The organism is Streptomyces sp. PsTaAH-137 (genome assembly GCF_003259365.1).
GTDB lineage: Bacteria > Actinomycetota > Actinomycetes > Streptomycetales > Streptomycetaceae > Streptomyces.
Window position 1 is genome coordinate 102,620 of the sequence record NZ_QLLY01000018.1, and the last position, 14,630, is coordinate 117,249.

12 protein-coding genes are annotated in these 14,630 nt (G+C 71.7%); 6 read left to right on the plus strand and 6 right to left on the minus strand.

All coding sequences use genetic code 11. From position 1 onward, the window contains the following. Positions 1-4: 4 nt before the first annotated feature. Genes K377_RS32500 through K377_RS32510 form a run of 3 tightly spaced genes read right to left on the minus strand, consistent with a single transcriptional unit; the run spans position 5 to position 4,317 of the window. Entirely contained in the window at positions 5-1,018 is a 1,014-nt protein-coding gene (locus K377_RS32500) for an adenosine deaminase (protein ID WP_111667179.1), read from the minus strand. A gap of 27 nt (positions 1,019-1,045) precedes the next feature. Beyond that, the gene (locus tag K377_RS32505) at positions 1,046-2,821 is read right to left on the minus strand and encodes an adenine deaminase C-terminal domain-containing protein (protein ID WP_111667180.1); all 1,776 of its coding nucleotides are present in this window, start codon (positions 2,819-2,821) and stop codon (positions 1,046-1,048) included. Positions 2,822-2,868: 47 nt separating this feature from the next. After that, positions 2,869-4,317 carry a cytosine permease gene (locus tag K377_RS32510; protein ID WP_111667181.1) on the minus strand — a complete coding sequence of 483 codons (1,449 nt, stop codon included), beginning with the start codon at positions 4,315-4,317 and terminating at the stop codon, positions 2,869-2,871. A gap of 211 nt (positions 4,318-4,528) precedes the next feature. Between K377_RS32510 and K377_RS32515 the strand changes: the two genes are divergently transcribed. From K377_RS32515 to K377_RS32535, 5 genes are all read left to right on the plus strand, one after another. After that, entirely contained in the window at positions 4,529-5,584 is a 1,056-nt protein-coding gene (locus tag K377_RS32515) for a LacI family DNA-binding transcriptional regulator (protein ID WP_202455271.1), read from the plus strand. 113 nt (positions 5,585-5,697) lie between these two features. Beyond that, positions 5,698-6,204, plus strand: a complete 507-nt coding sequence (locus K377_RS32520) for a MarR family winged helix-turn-helix transcriptional regulator (protein ID WP_111667183.1) — start codon at positions 5,698-5,700, stop codon at positions 6,202-6,204. A gap of 213 nt (positions 6,205-6,417) precedes the next feature. Continuing rightward, entirely contained in the window at positions 6,418-7,593 is a 1,176-nt protein-coding gene (locus K377_RS32525; RefSeq protein WP_111667184.1) for a PP2C family protein-serine/threonine phosphatase, read from the plus strand. Between the two features lie 232 nt (positions 7,594-7,825). Continuing rightward, on the plus strand, positions 7,826-9,460 hold the full coding sequence (locus K377_RS32530) for a PP2C family protein-serine/threonine phosphatase (RefSeq protein WP_111667185.1): 1,635 nt from the start codon (positions 7,826-7,828) through the stop codon (positions 9,458-9,460). Between the two features lie 28 nt (positions 9,461-9,488). Next, positions 9,489-9,890 carry an STAS domain-containing protein gene (locus K377_RS32535; protein ID WP_111667186.1) on the plus strand — a complete coding sequence of 134 codons (402 nt, stop codon included), beginning with the start codon at positions 9,489-9,491 and terminating at the stop codon, positions 9,888-9,890. Positions 9,891-9,898: 8 nt separating this feature from the next. Here K377_RS32535 and K377_RS32540 read toward each other — a convergent pair whose 3' ends face one another. Next, a complete protein-coding gene (locus tag K377_RS32540) occupies positions 9,899-10,183 on the minus strand; it encodes a hypothetical protein (RefSeq protein ID WP_237551625.1) in 285 nt (94 codons plus the stop codon). Positions 10,184-10,315: 132 nt separating this feature from the next. Continuing rightward, positions 10,316-11,359 carry a cation diffusion facilitator family transporter gene (locus K377_RS32545; protein WP_111667187.1) on the minus strand — a complete coding sequence of 348 codons (1,044 nt, stop codon included), beginning with the start codon at positions 11,357-11,359 and terminating at the stop codon, positions 10,316-10,318. A gap of 309 nt (positions 11,360-11,668) precedes the next feature. Between K377_RS32545 and K377_RS32550 the strand changes: the two genes are divergently transcribed. Beyond that, the gene (locus K377_RS32550; RefSeq protein WP_111667188.1) at positions 11,669-13,240 is read left to right on the plus strand and encodes an MFS transporter; all 1,572 of its coding nucleotides are present in this window, start codon (positions 11,669-11,671) and stop codon (positions 13,238-13,240) included. A 64-nt stretch (positions 13,241-13,304) separates the two neighbouring features. Here K377_RS32550 and K377_RS32555 read toward each other — a convergent pair whose 3' ends face one another. Beyond that, positions 13,305-14,207, minus strand: a complete 903-nt coding sequence (locus K377_RS32555) for an NADP-dependent oxidoreductase (protein ID WP_111667189.1) — start codon at positions 14,205-14,207, stop codon at positions 13,305-13,307. Positions 14,208-14,630 lie beyond the last annotated feature (423 nt).

Here is a 14,630-nt window from a genome sequence, read left to right on the forward strand (position 1 = left end):
CGTCTCAGCTCGCCGTCGTGCCGTACGCGGTCAGCTCCGCCAGGAACGCCTCGCGCACCGCGGGCGCCGCCCACGAGATGTCGATGGCGTTGCGCTGCAACCGGAGCAGGTCCGCGTCGGTGAGGGCGGCGGGCTCGCGCAGGGCCGCCAGGTTCTCGGCGACGTAGCCGGGGAAGTAGGCCGGGTCGTCGGAGTTGACCGTGACCTTCACACCCTGGTCGAGCAGCGCGCGGATCTCGGCGGCCTTCATGCCGTCCGTGACATGGGCGTTGGAGATCGGGCACACGGTCAGACCGAGCCCGCGCTCGCGGATCGCCGCGATCAGGGCCGGGTCCTCGAGGGCGTTGACGCCGTGGTCGATCCGGTCGACGCCGATCTCCTCGATGACCTGCCGGATGTGCTCGGTGGAGTTCTTCTGGTCGACGTCGCAGTGCATCGTCAGCCGGAAGCCCTCGGCGCGGGCACGGGCGAACACCTCGCGGAACTTCACCGGCGGGTTGCCCGCCTCGTCCGAGTCCAGACCCACCCCGACGATCCACTCCTTGTACGGGAGCGCCTGGACCAGCGTGGCCATCGCGAACTCGGCCTGGAAGTCACGCAGGAAGCACATCACCAGGCGGCCCTTGAAGCCGGTGGCCCGCTCGGCGTCGTCCAGGGCCCGCGTCAGACCGCGGATCACGGTGTCGAAGGCGACGCCGCGCGCGGTGTGCGCCTGCGGGTCGAAGAAGATCTCCGCGTAGCGCACGTTCTGCGCGTGCGCCTTGGCCGCGTAGGCCGCCGCGAGGTCGTAGAAGTCCTGCTCGGTACGGAGCACGGTCATGCCCTCGTAGTACACGGCGAGGAAGCCGGGCAGGTCGTCGAAGTCGTACGCGGCGCGCAGCGCGGCCTCGTCGGCGTACGGCAGCTCGATGCCGTTGCGGGCGGCCAGCGCGAACTTCAGCTCCGGCTCCAGGGTGCCCTCGATGTGCAGGTGCAGCTCGGCCTTGGGCAGGCCGGTGACAAAGGCGTCGACGGTCATGAGGTGTGAACTCCTAGGTGAGCTGCGTCAGTTGGCGGCGGCGGGCTTCAGGATGTCGACGACGTCCTGGGTGTGATAGTTCACGACGCCGAGGTCGGTGACGGCGTACTCGGGGATCGCGGTGATCTCCAGGAAGATCAAGTAGCCGAAGGCGGAGGGCAGTTCGCAGCCGAGCGCACGGGCGGCGGCCTCCAGGCGGTCCTCGGCCTCGGCCATCTCCTCGGGCACGAGGTCGGCGACGATGCCCGCGACCGGCAGCGGCAGGAACTCCTTGATCTCGCCGCCGTCCACGACGATCTGGCCGCCCCCGGCTGCCGAGAGGTGGTTGACGGCGAGCGCCATGTCCGCGCGGTCGGCGCCGACGCAGATGATGTTGTTGTCGTCGGGCGCGGCGGAGGAGGCGATGGCGCCGGAGCGCAGCCCGAAGCCGTTGATCATCGCGGTGACCGTGGCGCCGTCGTTCTTGCCGTACCGCTCGGACACCGTGACGTACAGGGCGTCCTGCGCGAGGTCGGCGCGGACGGTGCCGTCCTCGACGGGCAGCGTCATGGGCACGCCCTTGCGGACGAACGGCACCGTGCGGTCCATCTCGACGACCAGCACGTCGGCGGAGGAGCCGTCGGCGGCCACGCCGATCCCGTCGGCGGTCACCGGGGCGACCCGGAAGGCGGGGGAGAGGGCGGCGGTGCGCTCGGGCGGCTGCGGGGCCTCGACCGTACGACCGCCTTCGGCGACCAGCTCACCGCGCGAGAACACCCGCTCGACCTGGAAGGACTCGGGGGAGTCCACGATGAGGACGTCCGCGTAGCGGCCCGGCGTGATCGAGCCGACGAGGTGGTCGATGCGGTACATCTCGGCGCAGTTCAGCGTCGCCATCTGGATCGCCTCGACCGGCTTCACACCCGCCTTGATCGCCATCCGGACGAGCTTGTCGAGGTGGCCCTCGCGCAGGATGTCGGCGACGTGCATGTCGTCGGTGCACAGGCCGACGCGGCGCGACTGCGCGCCGAACTCGGTGATGGTGCGCACGTTCTCGTTCATGAAGTGCGCCACCGACGACTCGCGGATCAGCAGCGACATGCCGGCGCGCAGCTTCTCCAACGCCTCCTCGGCGGTGTAGCTCTCGTGGTCGAGGCGGACACCGGCGGCGGACAGCGCGTTGATGGTGGTCTGCGCGGCCATGGGGGCGCAGCCGAAGATCGGCAGCCGGTTGCGGTGCGCGAGTTCGAGGGCCTGGAGTACCTTCGGGTCGCGGTTGAGGACGAACTCGGCGACGGTCTCCCACACGCCGAAGCAGTCCGCCCCGCCCTGCGCCTCGGCGTGGTCCTCGGGCCCGAAGCGGAAGCCGACCGTCGTCTCCGGCAGGGTGTACGGCGTCTTGAACGGCGCACCCCAGAAGATCTTCATCGGCGACGCGTCGGCCTCGCGCAGCGCCTCGCGCACCCCCTCGGGACCGGCGACCACGAGGAACTGGTCGAGTCCGGAGACGACCGACGTCGTACCGAAGCGGACGGCGGCGTCGGCGAACATCGTCACCGACAGCTTCGAGCACTCCAGGTGCAGATGGCCGTCGATCAGACCCGGGGTGAGGTACTTGCCGGTCGCGTCGACGAACTCGGTGTCCGGGCCCTCGTACGCGCTGACGTCGCCCGTGGCGGCGACGCGGTCGCCGGTGATGGCGACATCGGCCGGGTAGATCTCGCCGGTGCAGACGTTGACGAGCTGCCCGCCCTTGATGATCCGGTCGGCCTTCACGACGCCCTCGGAGGCGTCGATCAGGGTGCGGAGGCTGGGGTGGTTCATGGGGTTCGCTCCAGAGCGCGTACGGAGAAAAGAGGGGGAGGGAAGTCTCAGGCGGAGACGGTGAGTTCGGCCTCGGCGCGGACCGTGCGGCGGGCGAGCAGCCAGTAGACGACGCCCGCGACCAGGGCGCCGGCGAAGACCGAGAGGTCCAGGCCGCCGGCCGCGTCGGACAGCGGGCCGACGAACACCGTCGAGTCGACCCAGAGGACGGCCGCGACGAAGCCGAGCAGCACCGCGACCAGGCCGGCCGGGCGGACGCCGCCCTTGTGCCAGTAGACGCCGTCGCGGCCGGTCTCGCGGGGGAAGAACGAGGGCACGTCGTACCGGCCGCGGCGCAGCCACCAGTCGGTCAGGTACACGGCCGCCCACGGGCCGAGCCACAGCACGATCAGGCTGAGGAAGTTCGAGAGCAGCGTGTAGAAGTCGGCGGAGAAGACCGCCCACAGGGTGATCGCCGTGCAGAGCGTGAGGTCGATGAAGACGACCATCCAGCGCTTGATCGGGATGCCGACGGCCAGCAGGTTCAGGCCCGAGGAGTACATGTCGGTGGTGTTCACCGCGAGCAGCGAGACGATCGCGAGCAGCAGGTACGGGGTGATGAACCAGCCGGGCAGGACCTCCGGCAGGCCCGAGATCGGGTCGGTCGCCTTGGTGGTGGCGGTGGCGACGGCGGCACCGAGGATCTGCAGCAGGATGTTGGGCACCATGCCGCCGAGCGCGGCGCACGCGAAGACCTTGCGCGGGGCGGAGTCCTCGGGCAGATAGCGCGAGTAGTCGCTGCCCATGTCGGCCCAGGACAGACCGCCCGACGCGGTGACCATCGCGAGCACCAGCGAGATCGTCACCAGGGACGGCGCGGCGCCGTGCGCGGAGAAGTCCGCCTTGGGCGCGACGAGGAACGCCATCACGGCGAACATCGCGGCGAAGATCCAGGCGAAGTACTTCTGCACCTTCATGATCAGGTGGTAGCCCGACAGCGGCAGCAGCATCTGCAGCCCCGCCGCGACGGCGATGACCAGGAGCTTCACGGGCGTGCCCGTGGTGATCCCGGCCTGGTCGAGCAGTGCGAGCCCGGCGAGGACGATCAGCACCATGCCGCCGGCCTCGAAGCCGACCAGCATCACCCAGCTCAGCAGGGCGGGCAGCCGTCCGCCGCGCGGGCCGAACGCGGCGCGCGAGACGGAGTGTGTGGAGGTGCCGGTGCGCGGGCCCTGGAGGCTCGTCAGGCCGGTCACGGTGAAGCCGAGCACGTTGCCGACGACGATCAGCGCGACCGCGTACCAGAACGACAGGCCGAACGAGACGACGAGCGCGCCGTACACGACGGTGAAGACGGTGGTGTTGGTGCCGGCCCACAGGCCGAAAAGGCGGCCGGGGCCACCCTGGCGTTCCGCTGCGGGAACGGCGTCGATGCCGCGCTGCTCGACCGTGAAGACGGACGTCGGCGCGGCAGGAGTGGTGGATCCGGGCGGAGCGGTGGCGGTGGCCTCGGCCATGAGCGGCAGGAGTCCTTTGCGGACCGGCGCCCCGGCCTGGAGGGACGGGACGCGATGTACGGGGAGGGGTCGCACGGCGATGTGCGGGAGGTGCGACGGGCGCCCGGACAACTCTCCGGTGCACCGGCCGGTGCCGTTGCCCAAACGTTTTGGCAACGCTCCGGAACGTACTGCCTAAACGTTTTGGCAGTCAACCTGTAAGCTCGCCGCCATGTCAGACGTCACACAGCCGAAGCGCGGCGGTACGCCCCGGGGGGCCTCGGCGAGGAGCGGCGGTCTGCGGGAAGTGGCCCGCCGGGCGGGCGTCTCGGTCACCACCGCCTCGCACGCGCTGAACGGCGTGGGCCGGGTCGGCGCCGAGACGCGCGAGCGGGTGCTGGCCGTCGCCGCCGAGATCGGCTACCGCGCCAACCCCAACGCCCGGGGGCTGCGCGGCGCCCGCACCGGACTGCTCGGACTGACCCACCGCACCGCCGTCGAGGGCGGCATCACCGACATCGAGTACTTCGTCAAGATCGTGAACGCCGCGACCTGGACGGCGATGGCGCACGACTACTCCCTCGTGCTGGTCCCGCCGTCCCTGGACGGCCGCCCCTTCGACACCCTCCCGCTCGACGGCACGATCGTCATCGACCCGCTCACCGACGACCCGCTGCTGACCCGCCTCTCCGGCATGGGCGTCCCCGTCGTGACGACCGGCCGCGACCTGTCCCGCAAGGACGCCTTCCCCTGGGTCGACAACGAGCTGTCCACCTGCGCCGTCGCCGCTCTCGACCACCTCGCCGCCACCGGCGCACGCCGCATCGGCCTGCTCACCGGCTCGACCGGCCAGTCCTACGACGAGGACGCGGCCCGGGCCTACCGCGACTGGTGCGCGCGCACCGGCCACCCCGTCCTGATGGACCGCGCCGAGCCCGGCACCGACTCCACGGAGGCCGCGCACCGCCTGCTGGCCCGCCCGGACCGGCCCGACGCCCTCTACGTGGTGATGGAGAAGTTCGGCTTCGCCACCCTCGCGGTCTGCCGTGAACTCGGGCTGAGCGTGCCCGATGACGTGCAGATCGTCGTCGGGGCCGACGGCGAGTTCGCCCGCAGTGCCCGGCCCGCGCTCACCGCGCTCGACCTGGCCCCCGAGGAGATCGGCAAGCAGGCCGCGGAACTGCTCATCGCTCTCGTCCAGGACCCGCCGCCGGCGGACTCGGCGCCGGGCCACCGGTTGGTGCAGGCCACGCTGCTGCCCCGCGACTCGACGCGGACCGCCGGCTGACAGGCGGGCCGGGCGGCGTGCGCGGGCGACGCGGGGCCGGGTCGCACCGGAGCCCCGGGGCGGCGGTAGGCTCGGGGACGGCCGACGTCACTTGCCGACAGGAGGGTGCTGGGATGCCCCAGAGTCTGCCCTTCCGCTCCCCTGAGCAGGTGGCACAGGTGGCGTGCGGTGTCTCCGAGCTGCTGGAAGTGCTGTGGGGGCGCGGCCAGGCGGCCGCCCTGGCCGGACCGCTGCCGCCCTCTCAGTTCCGCGCGCTGACCATCATCGAGGGCCAGAAGCGGGTCAATCAGCGCACCCTGGGCGACGCTCTCGGATCCCGGCCGTCGTCGGTGAGCAGGCTCTGCGACCGGCTGGAAGCGGCCGGTCTGGTGGAGCGGGTGGCCAGCCCCACCAGTCGCCGGGAGGTCGATCTCCGGCTCAGCCGGCGCGGGGCGGCCGTGCTCGACGAGTTCCGTGCCTCGCGCGCCCGGGAGCTGGAGGCGGTCCTGCGCTCGATGGCACCGGCCGAGCTGACCACCCTGGTCGAAGGGCTGGAGCAGTTCCAGGAGGCCGCCGTCGCGCACATCGGTCTGCACGGCACCGCGTCCGGCCCCGAAGAGGCGTCCGAAGCCACCGCCTGACGTGCGCCGGAGCGGTCCCCGCCGAGCGCCGGAAAACCCGCTTCGACCTGGACGAACGGACGGTACCGGGATGCCCCGCCGCCGGGATAGAATCCCGAAATAGGTGCTGCATGGCATCATTTGCGATCTTTTGATCGTCCCGCGGGATGTGGCGGTGCCGGCCGCCCGTTCCCGTTTCTTCTCGGTGGCCGGCCCGCCCCATCGGAGAAGTGCGTGACCAAGTTCCTCGCCGCTGAGCGCGCCATCCGCGCCGCCGCGCCGTTCGATCTGCTGGACACCGTGCGCCGGGCACTGGTCGAGCAGTACGGAGCCCTCTCGGTCGACCTGCTGATGGCCGACTACAGCCTGACGCTCCTGCAGCCGGTGACGGAACTGCCGCACACCGCCGAGCCCGTACCCGTCCACGCCAGCCCCGCCGGCCGGGCCTTCGCCAGCCAGGATCCGCACACCCGGTCCGTGGCCGGCGAGGGATCCGTGGATCTCTTCCTGCCGGTCACCGTGCGCGGCGACCGGCTCGGCATCCTCGCCGTGCGCGTGCCGGAGGAGAGATGCACGCCCCAGGAGATCAACGAGCTGACCGACCTCGCGGAGATCCTGGGGCACGAGATCGTCGTCGCCGACCGCGACACCGACGTCTATCTGCAGGCCCGCAGGGCGAGCCGCCTCACTTTGGCCGCCGAGATGCAGTGGCAACTGCTGCCCGGCCGCTCCTACACACGGACCGAGTACGCGATCGGCGCCCAGCTGGAGCCCGCGTACGCCATCCACGGCGACAACTTCGACTGGGCCGCGACCGGCGACACCCTCACCCTGACCGTCACCAACGGCATGGGGGAGGGGATCGAGGCCTCGCTCCTGACCAACCTCGCCGTCAACGCCCTGCGCAACGCCCGGCGGGCCGGCATCGGCATCGCCGACCAGGCCGCCCTCGCCGACCAGGCGCTCTACGCACAACACCGCGGTGAGCGGTACGTCTCGACGCTGCTGCTCTCGTTCGACCTGGCCACGGAGCGGGTGCAGACGGTCGACGCGGGATCGCCCCAGCTGTGGCGCCAGCGCGACCGGACGGTGGATCAGGTCCCGTTCGAGGCGCAACTGCCCCTCGGGATGTTCGAGGAGACCGACTACGTCGTCCAGGAATTCGAGGTGCGGCGCGGGGACCGCCTCCTCTTCGTCAGCGACGGTGTCTACTCGGCGCTCTCCCAGTCCGGCGAGGCCTACGGGGAGCGCAGGCTGGCCCGCGCCATACAGGCCGCGAGTCTGCTGCCGGCGTCCGCCGTACCGCGGGCGATCCTCCAGGAGCTCGCGGTGCACGTGAACGCCGACGCGGAGGACGACGCCCTCGTGGTGTGTCTCGACTGGTTCGGGCGGGAAACCGGTTCGGTCTGAGTCGCAAATTGTCCGATCTCCTGCGAACCCCGTCCTCGATGGAGGCGTTGGTTGCCGGTGGGACCCTCACCGTGCAACTGTTGCCGGATGGAAAGCATGAGACGGAGCACTGATCCCGGACCGGAGCAAGTCACCTGAGACAGGCGTCGATTGCTCTCCACAGATGTGCGGTGAAGGGTGGTGTGGGCTCGTCGAACCTGGGCCCTGCGTGATGGTTTCCCCCACGGAACCAATGAACCCCCGAGGCGCTGCCACGACCACGGTCCGGCGCGCCGCCCACCCGACCGTCACAGTGGACGGGTCGGGCCGAGTGCTCTCCTGCGACGATCCGGCGGGCGGCCTCCTCAAGGACGTACGGGTCGGCGCCCTCCTCGCGGACACGGCCCCCGGCTGGCTGTCCCGCGCCCACAGCGACCTTCTGACCCGCGACGACGAGACCCAGCCGCAGGTGGCCCGGGGCCGGATCGGCGAGGGAACGGTCGAGGCCTTTCCGAGCAGGCGCGCGGACGGCGCCGTGTCCTGGTGGCTCGTCGACGACAGCGATCTGCGCTCCGCCCGCGACCAGTTGGAGAGCGAGCGCGCCCGCTCACGCCTCCTCCAGGAGGTGTCCAGCGAACTGCTGGCATCGCTGAACGTGGACCGCTGCATGGCGGCGACCGCGTCCCTCGCGGCCGCGCACCTCGCCGACGCGGCGGTCATCGTGGGCGTCGGCAACGGCCGGACCCATCCGGTGACCCGGGCGTACGGCGATCGCGTGACCCAGGACCACCTCGTCCTCGATCCCGGGGAGCTGCCCGGCCTGACCGAGGCGCTTCTGGGCTTTCCCCCGGTGCCCTCCCGCTGGATCGATCCCGCCGGGACACCGGCCTGGGCGATCCCCGAGGGCTTCGCGCGACGGGCCCGCGAGATCGGCTCGGTGGTCGTCGTCCCGCTGCCCGGACACGGCTTCCCGGCCGGCGCCGTGATCCTGCTGCGCCACGGCGCGGAGGCTGCCTTCAGCGAAGCGGAGGAGTCCTTCGCGCGGCTCTTCGCCGCCCGCGCCGGAGCCGCCCTGTCGGCCGCCCGGATATACGCACAGCAGACCCGCATCACCGACGTCCTGATGCGGGAGCTGCTGCCGCCGACCCTGCGCCGGACCCAGGGCATCGACTTCTCGGGCCGCTACCGCCCCTCCGCGGCGGGCGAGCGGATCGGCGGCGACTTCTACGACGTCCACCCCTCGGAGGATCCGGACGGCGAGACGTTCGCGGTCCTCGGCGACGTGTGCGGCAAGGGGCTCGAAGCGGCCGTGCTCACCGGCAAGATCCGCAACACCGTCGAGGCGCTGCTGCCCTTCGCCTCGGACCACGCCCGCATGCTGTCCTTGCTCAACAGCGCCCTGCTCTCCTCCCACCACACCCGCTTCGCCACGATGGTGCTCGCCTCCGCGGTGCGCGAGCGGGACCGCGTCCGGCTGCGCGTCACGAGCGCCGGGCACCCCCCGCCCCTCGTCGTGCGCGCCGACGGCAGGGTCGAGGAAGCCAGCACGCGCGGCACGCTGGTCGGCGTGCTGTCCGAGATGTCGGTGACCGGCGCGACCGTGGTCCTGCACCCCGGCGAGACCTGCCTGCTGTACTCCGACGGCATCACCGAGGCACACGGCGGGCCGCTCGGGGACGGTCTGTTCGGCGAGGAACGGCTGCGTGCCGTGCTCGCCGAATGCGCCGGGATGCCCGCGGAGGCGGTCACCGAACGCGTGCAGATGGTCGCCTCGCAGTGGGTCGGTGACGGCCCGCACGACGACATGGCGCTGCTGGCCATCACGGCCCCGCGTGCCACTCATCTCACCGCTGTGGACGGACACACCCGGGGAAGGTTCACGTCATGACATCGCAGAGAGTCGCCGGACAGCCCGTATGACCAGCAACACCGCCCTGAGCGTGACCGTCGACGAGCCGTGCGACGGCGTTCTGACCCTGAGGGTCGCCGGGGAACTCGACTACGACACCGACGGCACGTTCGCCGGGCTCACGGGCGCCGCGCTCGACGAGCACCGGGGCGTCGACACCGTCCTGCTGGACTGCGCCGAGCTCCGCTGCGTCGACTCCATGGGGCTTTCCGCGCTCCTCACCCTGCACCGCCGGCTCGACCGGGACGGCCTGACCCTCCGGATCACCGGACGTTCGCCGCGCCTCGACCGGCTGCTGACGGTCACCGGCACCTTCGAACACCTCGTGGGCGAGGCCGAACCCGGTGAGGACGAGCGGGAGCAGGCCGTCGCCGATGCCGAGGACGCGCCCCGGGGGCCGGCCGGCTGATCTCCGGCTCAGCCGTGCAGGCGGTGCGGGTCGGCGCCGCTGTCCGTCAGGTCGGCGTTCAGCAGCAACATGCGCGCCAGCTCACGGGCCTCGGCGCTGGTGAGCGACGCCCACACCCCCGGCTCGCCGCCCCGGTCCGCGCCCACGTCCAGAGTGACCCGCCCGATGGGCCGGCCCGCGGGCGCCAGCCGGATGCGCCGCACGGCGATCCTGCGCCCGCACGTCGTCACGACACACGTGTCCTCGTGACCGTCCTCGCCGTCCAGCGGTCCGACGGGTCCTGACCTCGCCATCACTCTCACACTCCTCCGCCCCCGATGGGGCCCTGCCGCCTGTGGTGTCCGCGCACTGCATACCTGGCCAGGTATCAGGAACAGCGCCGCGGGCGGCCGCATTGTTCCGCCGGAGTGTGTGAGATGTGGCCGTCAGTGTGCGTGCGGTTCTTCCCGGTGGACCGGGCCGTGGGAATCCGCGCAGTGGGCGTCCGCCCCGGCCGCGTCGGCCCGTGCGACCTGGAGGACGGGCTCCGGGGCGTGATCGACCTGAAGGGTGGTGTGCGTGATGCCGTAGTCGTCGCGCAGCAGTTCGCCCAGCGTGCGGCGCACCGCGTGGCAGTCGCCGCCGGGCTCGACCAGCACATGGGCGGACAGGGCCGCCTGACCCGAGGTGATCTGCCAGACGTGCAGATCGTGCACCTCGACGACCTGCTTCTGCGCGACCAGCCGGTCGCCGAGGGCGTCGGGGTCCAGGCCCGCCGGAGCGGCTTCCAGGAAGATGCGCCCGGAGTCCCGCAGCAGCCCGTAGCCCGCCTTCACCATCAGGACGACGACCACGAGGGTGGCGATGGCGTCGGCGCGGGCGAACCCCGTGAGGACGACGATCAGGGCGGCCACGGCGGTGCCGATGAACGCGAACAGGTCGTTGAGGATGTGCTGGTAGGCGCCCTCCACATTGAGCGAGGAGCGGTTCGCCCGGGACAGGCACCAGGTCGCGGCGACGTTCACGACGATGCCGGCGAGCGCGGTCGCGAGCATCAGCCCGCCCGCGACCTCGGGCGGCGCGACCAGACGGCGCACGGCCTCGTACGCGAGCCAGACCCCGAGGAGGAGCAGCGTCAGACCGTTGGCCTGGGCGGACAGGATCTCCGCGCGCTTGAGCCCGTAGGTGAAGCGGCCCTTCGCCGGACGGGCCGCCAGCCGCATCGCGACCAGCGCGAGCACGATGGACGCCGCGTCGGTGAGCATGTGCGCCGCGTCCGAGATCAGCGCGAGGGAGCGGGCGACGACGCCGACGACGACCTCGACGGCCATAAAACCCGTGATCAGCGTCAGCGCCAGGGCGAGCCAGCGGCGGTCGGCGTCCGCCGAGACACCGTGGCCGTGACCGGCGTGCCCGTGGCCGCCGTGGTCGTGCTCGCTCCCGGGGCCGTCGGTGTGCCCCGCAGCCGGCCCGTGGTCGTGCCCGCTCATGTGCGCGTCCTCCCCCGTCGACGGATGCCTTGAGGGCAGTCAAACGCATGCCGCGCGCCTCGGCAAAGGCTGCACCGGTGACCGTTGTCATGTCGGATATGAAGTCGCTGACCTGCGCCTCTTCCGGAGCCTGTGCAGGATGAGTGTGATGTTCCTCGCGAGTTCTCCACCGTTTTGACCTGCATGGAACCGCTGGGCAGGGGGCAGGCGGGGTTGCCTGAAGGTGTTTGTCTTCCTGACCGGAGGCGGCGCGCGACGGGAGACCGGACCGCGGCCCCCGGAGGGAAGCCGGAGGAAGGAAATCCGTCAGTGAGCGCGGAGACGACGCAGGCGGCAAGTGAGGCCGAGCCCGAGTGGGATCCGGAGGCGGTGCGCCGCCACCGGGGACTGTTCCGGGTGATCGAGCGACGGCGCAGCCCCAAGCTGCGGCGCAGCGACATCACGGTGACCGAGGAGCCGGCGGTCAAGCGCGCGGTGAAGGCCGCGATGCTCGGCAACGCCATGGAGTGGTTCGACTTCGGCATCTACTCCTACATGGCCGTCACCCTCGGCAAGGTGTTCTTCCCGTCGGGCAACCCGACGGCCCAGACCCTCGCCTCGTTCGGCGCGTTCGCCGCGGCCTTCCTGCTGCGGCCGATCGGCGGATTCGTCTTCGGGCCGCTCGGTGACCGGATCGGCCGCAAGAAGGTCCTGTCCCTCACCATGATCATGATGGCGCTCGGCACCTTCGGCATCGGCCTGGTGCCCAGTTACGCCGCCATCGGCATCTGGGCGCCGGTCCTGCTGCTCCTCTTCCGCGTGATCCAGGGCTTCTCGACCGGCGGTGAGTACGGCGGCGCGGCCACCTTCATCGCCGAGTACGCGCCCGACAAGCGCCGGGGCTTCTTCGGCAGCTACCTGGAGTTCGGCACGCTCGCCGGATACGTCGGCGCGGCCGGTCTCGTCACCATCCTGACCACGGCCCTGGACGACGGCGCCATGCTCTCCTGGGGCTGGCGCGTGCCGTTCCTCGTCGCCGGTCCGCTCGGCCTGATCGGCATGTACATGCGGCTCAAGCTGGAGGACACCCCGGCCTTCCAGGAGCTGGAGCGCGAGCAGGAGCGCGGCGCCGACCGCCCGAAGTTCCGGTTCGGCCCGTTCTTCCGCGACCACTGGCGCGCCCTGCTGCTGTGCATGGTGCTCGTCGCCGCCTACGACATCGCCGACTACGGCCTGCTGTCGTACATGCCGACCTACCTGACCGACGAGCTGAAGTACGGCTCCACCGCCGGACTCGTCGCCCTCGTCATCGTCATGGTCGTGCTGATGTGCCTCGTCCACCCGCTCGGCGCCCTCTCCGACCGGGTCGGCCGCAAGCCCGTCCTGCTGACCGGCATGCTCGGCTTCGTCGTCCTGACCGTGCCCGCGTTCCTGCTGCTGCGCAGCGGCGGCCACGTCGCGATCTACGCCGGTCTGCTGCTTCTGGGCCTGTGCCTGCTGACGTTCCTCGCGACGATGTCCGCCGTGCTGCCGGCGCTCTTCCCGACCGAGGTGCGCTACTCGGCGCTCGCGATCTCGTTCAACGTCGCAGGGTCCCTCTTCGGCGGTACGACGCCGCTGGTGATGGAGGGGCTGACGAGCGCCACCGGCAACAGCCTCATGCCGGCGTTCTACATGATGTTCGCGGCCGTCGTCGGCGCCGTCGCCGTGCTGTTCATGAAGGAGACGGCGCGGCAGCCGCTCGCCGGGTCCCCGCCGTCGGTCTCCACCGCCGAGGAGGCGTCGGCGCTGGTCACCGCGCAGTACCCGCGCGGTCCGCTCTCGCATCTTCCGGCCGATCTGCCCGACGACGGCCCGGCCGAGCCGGAGACCCCCGGTGACCGGGAACCGGCTGTCGCCTGATCCTGATCGCACCCGCGCCCCCGCAGACGGACTCGTCTGCGGGGGCGCGGGTGCGACCGGCACGTCAGCCGACCAGAAGGACGAGCTTCCCGCGCACCCGGCCGCTCTCACCGGCCCGGTGCGCCTCCGCGATCTCGGCGAGCGGGAAGGTGCTGACGACGGGCGGCGCGAATCGCCCGGCCTCGATCAGCGGACCGATCTCGGCGAGCGCGTGCACGGCACGGCCGTCGTCCCCGCGGCTGAACCGCACCCCGTACTCCCGCGCCCCGGCGACATCGGCGACGGTGAGCACGTGCCCGGCGCCGCCGGCGAGCCCGACGAGGTCCGGCAGCACCCCGCTGCCCGCGACATCGAGCGCCAGGTCGACCCCGTCGGGCGCCAGCTCCCGCACCCTGCCGACGAGCCCGTCCCCGTAGGCCACCGGCTCGGCGCCCAGCGTGCGCAGGAAGGCATGGTTCGCGGGACCGGCGGTGCCGATCACCCGCGCCCCGCGCGCCACCGCGAACTGCACGGCCGCGCTGCCGACACTGCCGGACGCGCCGTTCACGAGCACGGTGCTGCCGCGCGCGACACCGAGCTGGTCGAGCGCCCGCATCGCCGTCTCGATCGAACTGGGCAGCGCGGCGGCAGCGGCGAAGCCGAGCGACGGCGGGATCGGCGCACGGACCGCGAGGACCGCCAGCTCCGCCTGGGCCGCACCGTCGGGGCAGAAGCCGAAGACACGGTCGCCGACGGCCGCGTCCGTGACGCCCTCGCCCACCTCGTCGACGACACCCGCCGCCTCGTACCCCAGAGTCTGCGGCAGCTCCTGGTCCATCAGCCCGCGCCGCTTCTTCCAGTCACTGGCGTTGACTCCGGCGGCGCGCACCGCGATCCGCACCTCGCCGGGACCGGGATGCGGATCGGGAAGCTCGACGAGGCCGAGGACGTCGGGATCTCCGAACGAGCTGAAGCGGGCGGCCTTCATCGACGACTCCGATCTCGGTTCCTGCGACGACTGCGACGAACGTACGTGACGGACCGGCTGCGCGCCTTCCGGCCCGCGTCGACTCCGGTGCCGGCCCGGACATGACTCGAATCCGGCCGGAAGGGGCCGAGGTAGCACGGTCGGCGGCCGACGCCGTCCGCCCGCCGTCGCCGAGGGCCGGATCGCGCCCCCGGCACAGGCGGCCGAGGCGCCCGGCGAGCGTCGTCGACGGCTCCGCCGACCCGGCACGCATCGCGGTGACCCGGGGCTTCGTGGAGAGGCCCGGCGGCTGATCGAATCCGGACGACTTTCTCCAAGAAGGGCTTGAATCAAGGGGGTTGGGCCGCGGCCGCCGAACCCCCCGATACGCCACGTCAGCACAGGTCACACGGTGTGCACGGCCTCTACGGCCACCAGTGGGCG

Coding starts and splice junctions, on each gene's coding strand:
- K377_RS32535 (WP_111667186.1), top strand. CDS start 9,489: ATGACCAGCAACACCGCCCTGAGCGTGACCGTCGACGAGCCGTGCGAC.
- K377_RS32530 (WP_111667185.1), top strand. CDS start 7,826: ATGAACCCCCGAGGCGCTGCCACGACCACGGTCCGGCGCGCCGCCCAC.
- K377_RS32505 (WP_111667180.1), bottom strand. CDS start 2,821: ATGAACCACCCCAGCCTCCGCACCCTGATCGACGCCTCCGAGGGCGTC.
- K377_RS32500 (WP_111667179.1), bottom strand. CDS start 1,018: ATGACCGTCGACGCCTTTGTCACCGGCCTGCCCAAGGCCGAGCTGCAC.
- K377_RS32520 (WP_111667183.1), top strand. CDS start 5,698: ATGCCCCAGAGTCTGCCCTTCCGCTCCCCTGAGCAGGTGGCACAGGTG.
- K377_RS32540 (WP_237551625.1), bottom strand. CDS start 10,183: ATGGCGAGGTCAGGACCCGTCGGACCGCTGGACGGCGAGGACGGTCAC.
- K377_RS32545 (WP_111667187.1), bottom strand. CDS start 11,359: ATGAGCGGGCACGACCACGGGCCGGCTGCGGGGCACACCGACGGCCCC.
- K377_RS32555 (WP_111667189.1), bottom strand. CDS start 14,207: ATGAAGGCCGCCCGCTTCAGCTCGTTCGGAGATCCCGACGTCCTCGGC.
- K377_RS32515 (WP_202455271.1), top strand. CDS start 4,529: ATGTCAGACGTCACACAGCCGAAGCGCGGCGGTACGCCCCGGGGGGCC.
- K377_RS32510 (WP_111667181.1), bottom strand. CDS start 4,317: ATGGCCGAGGCCACCGCCACCGCTCCGCCCGGATCCACCACTCCTGCC.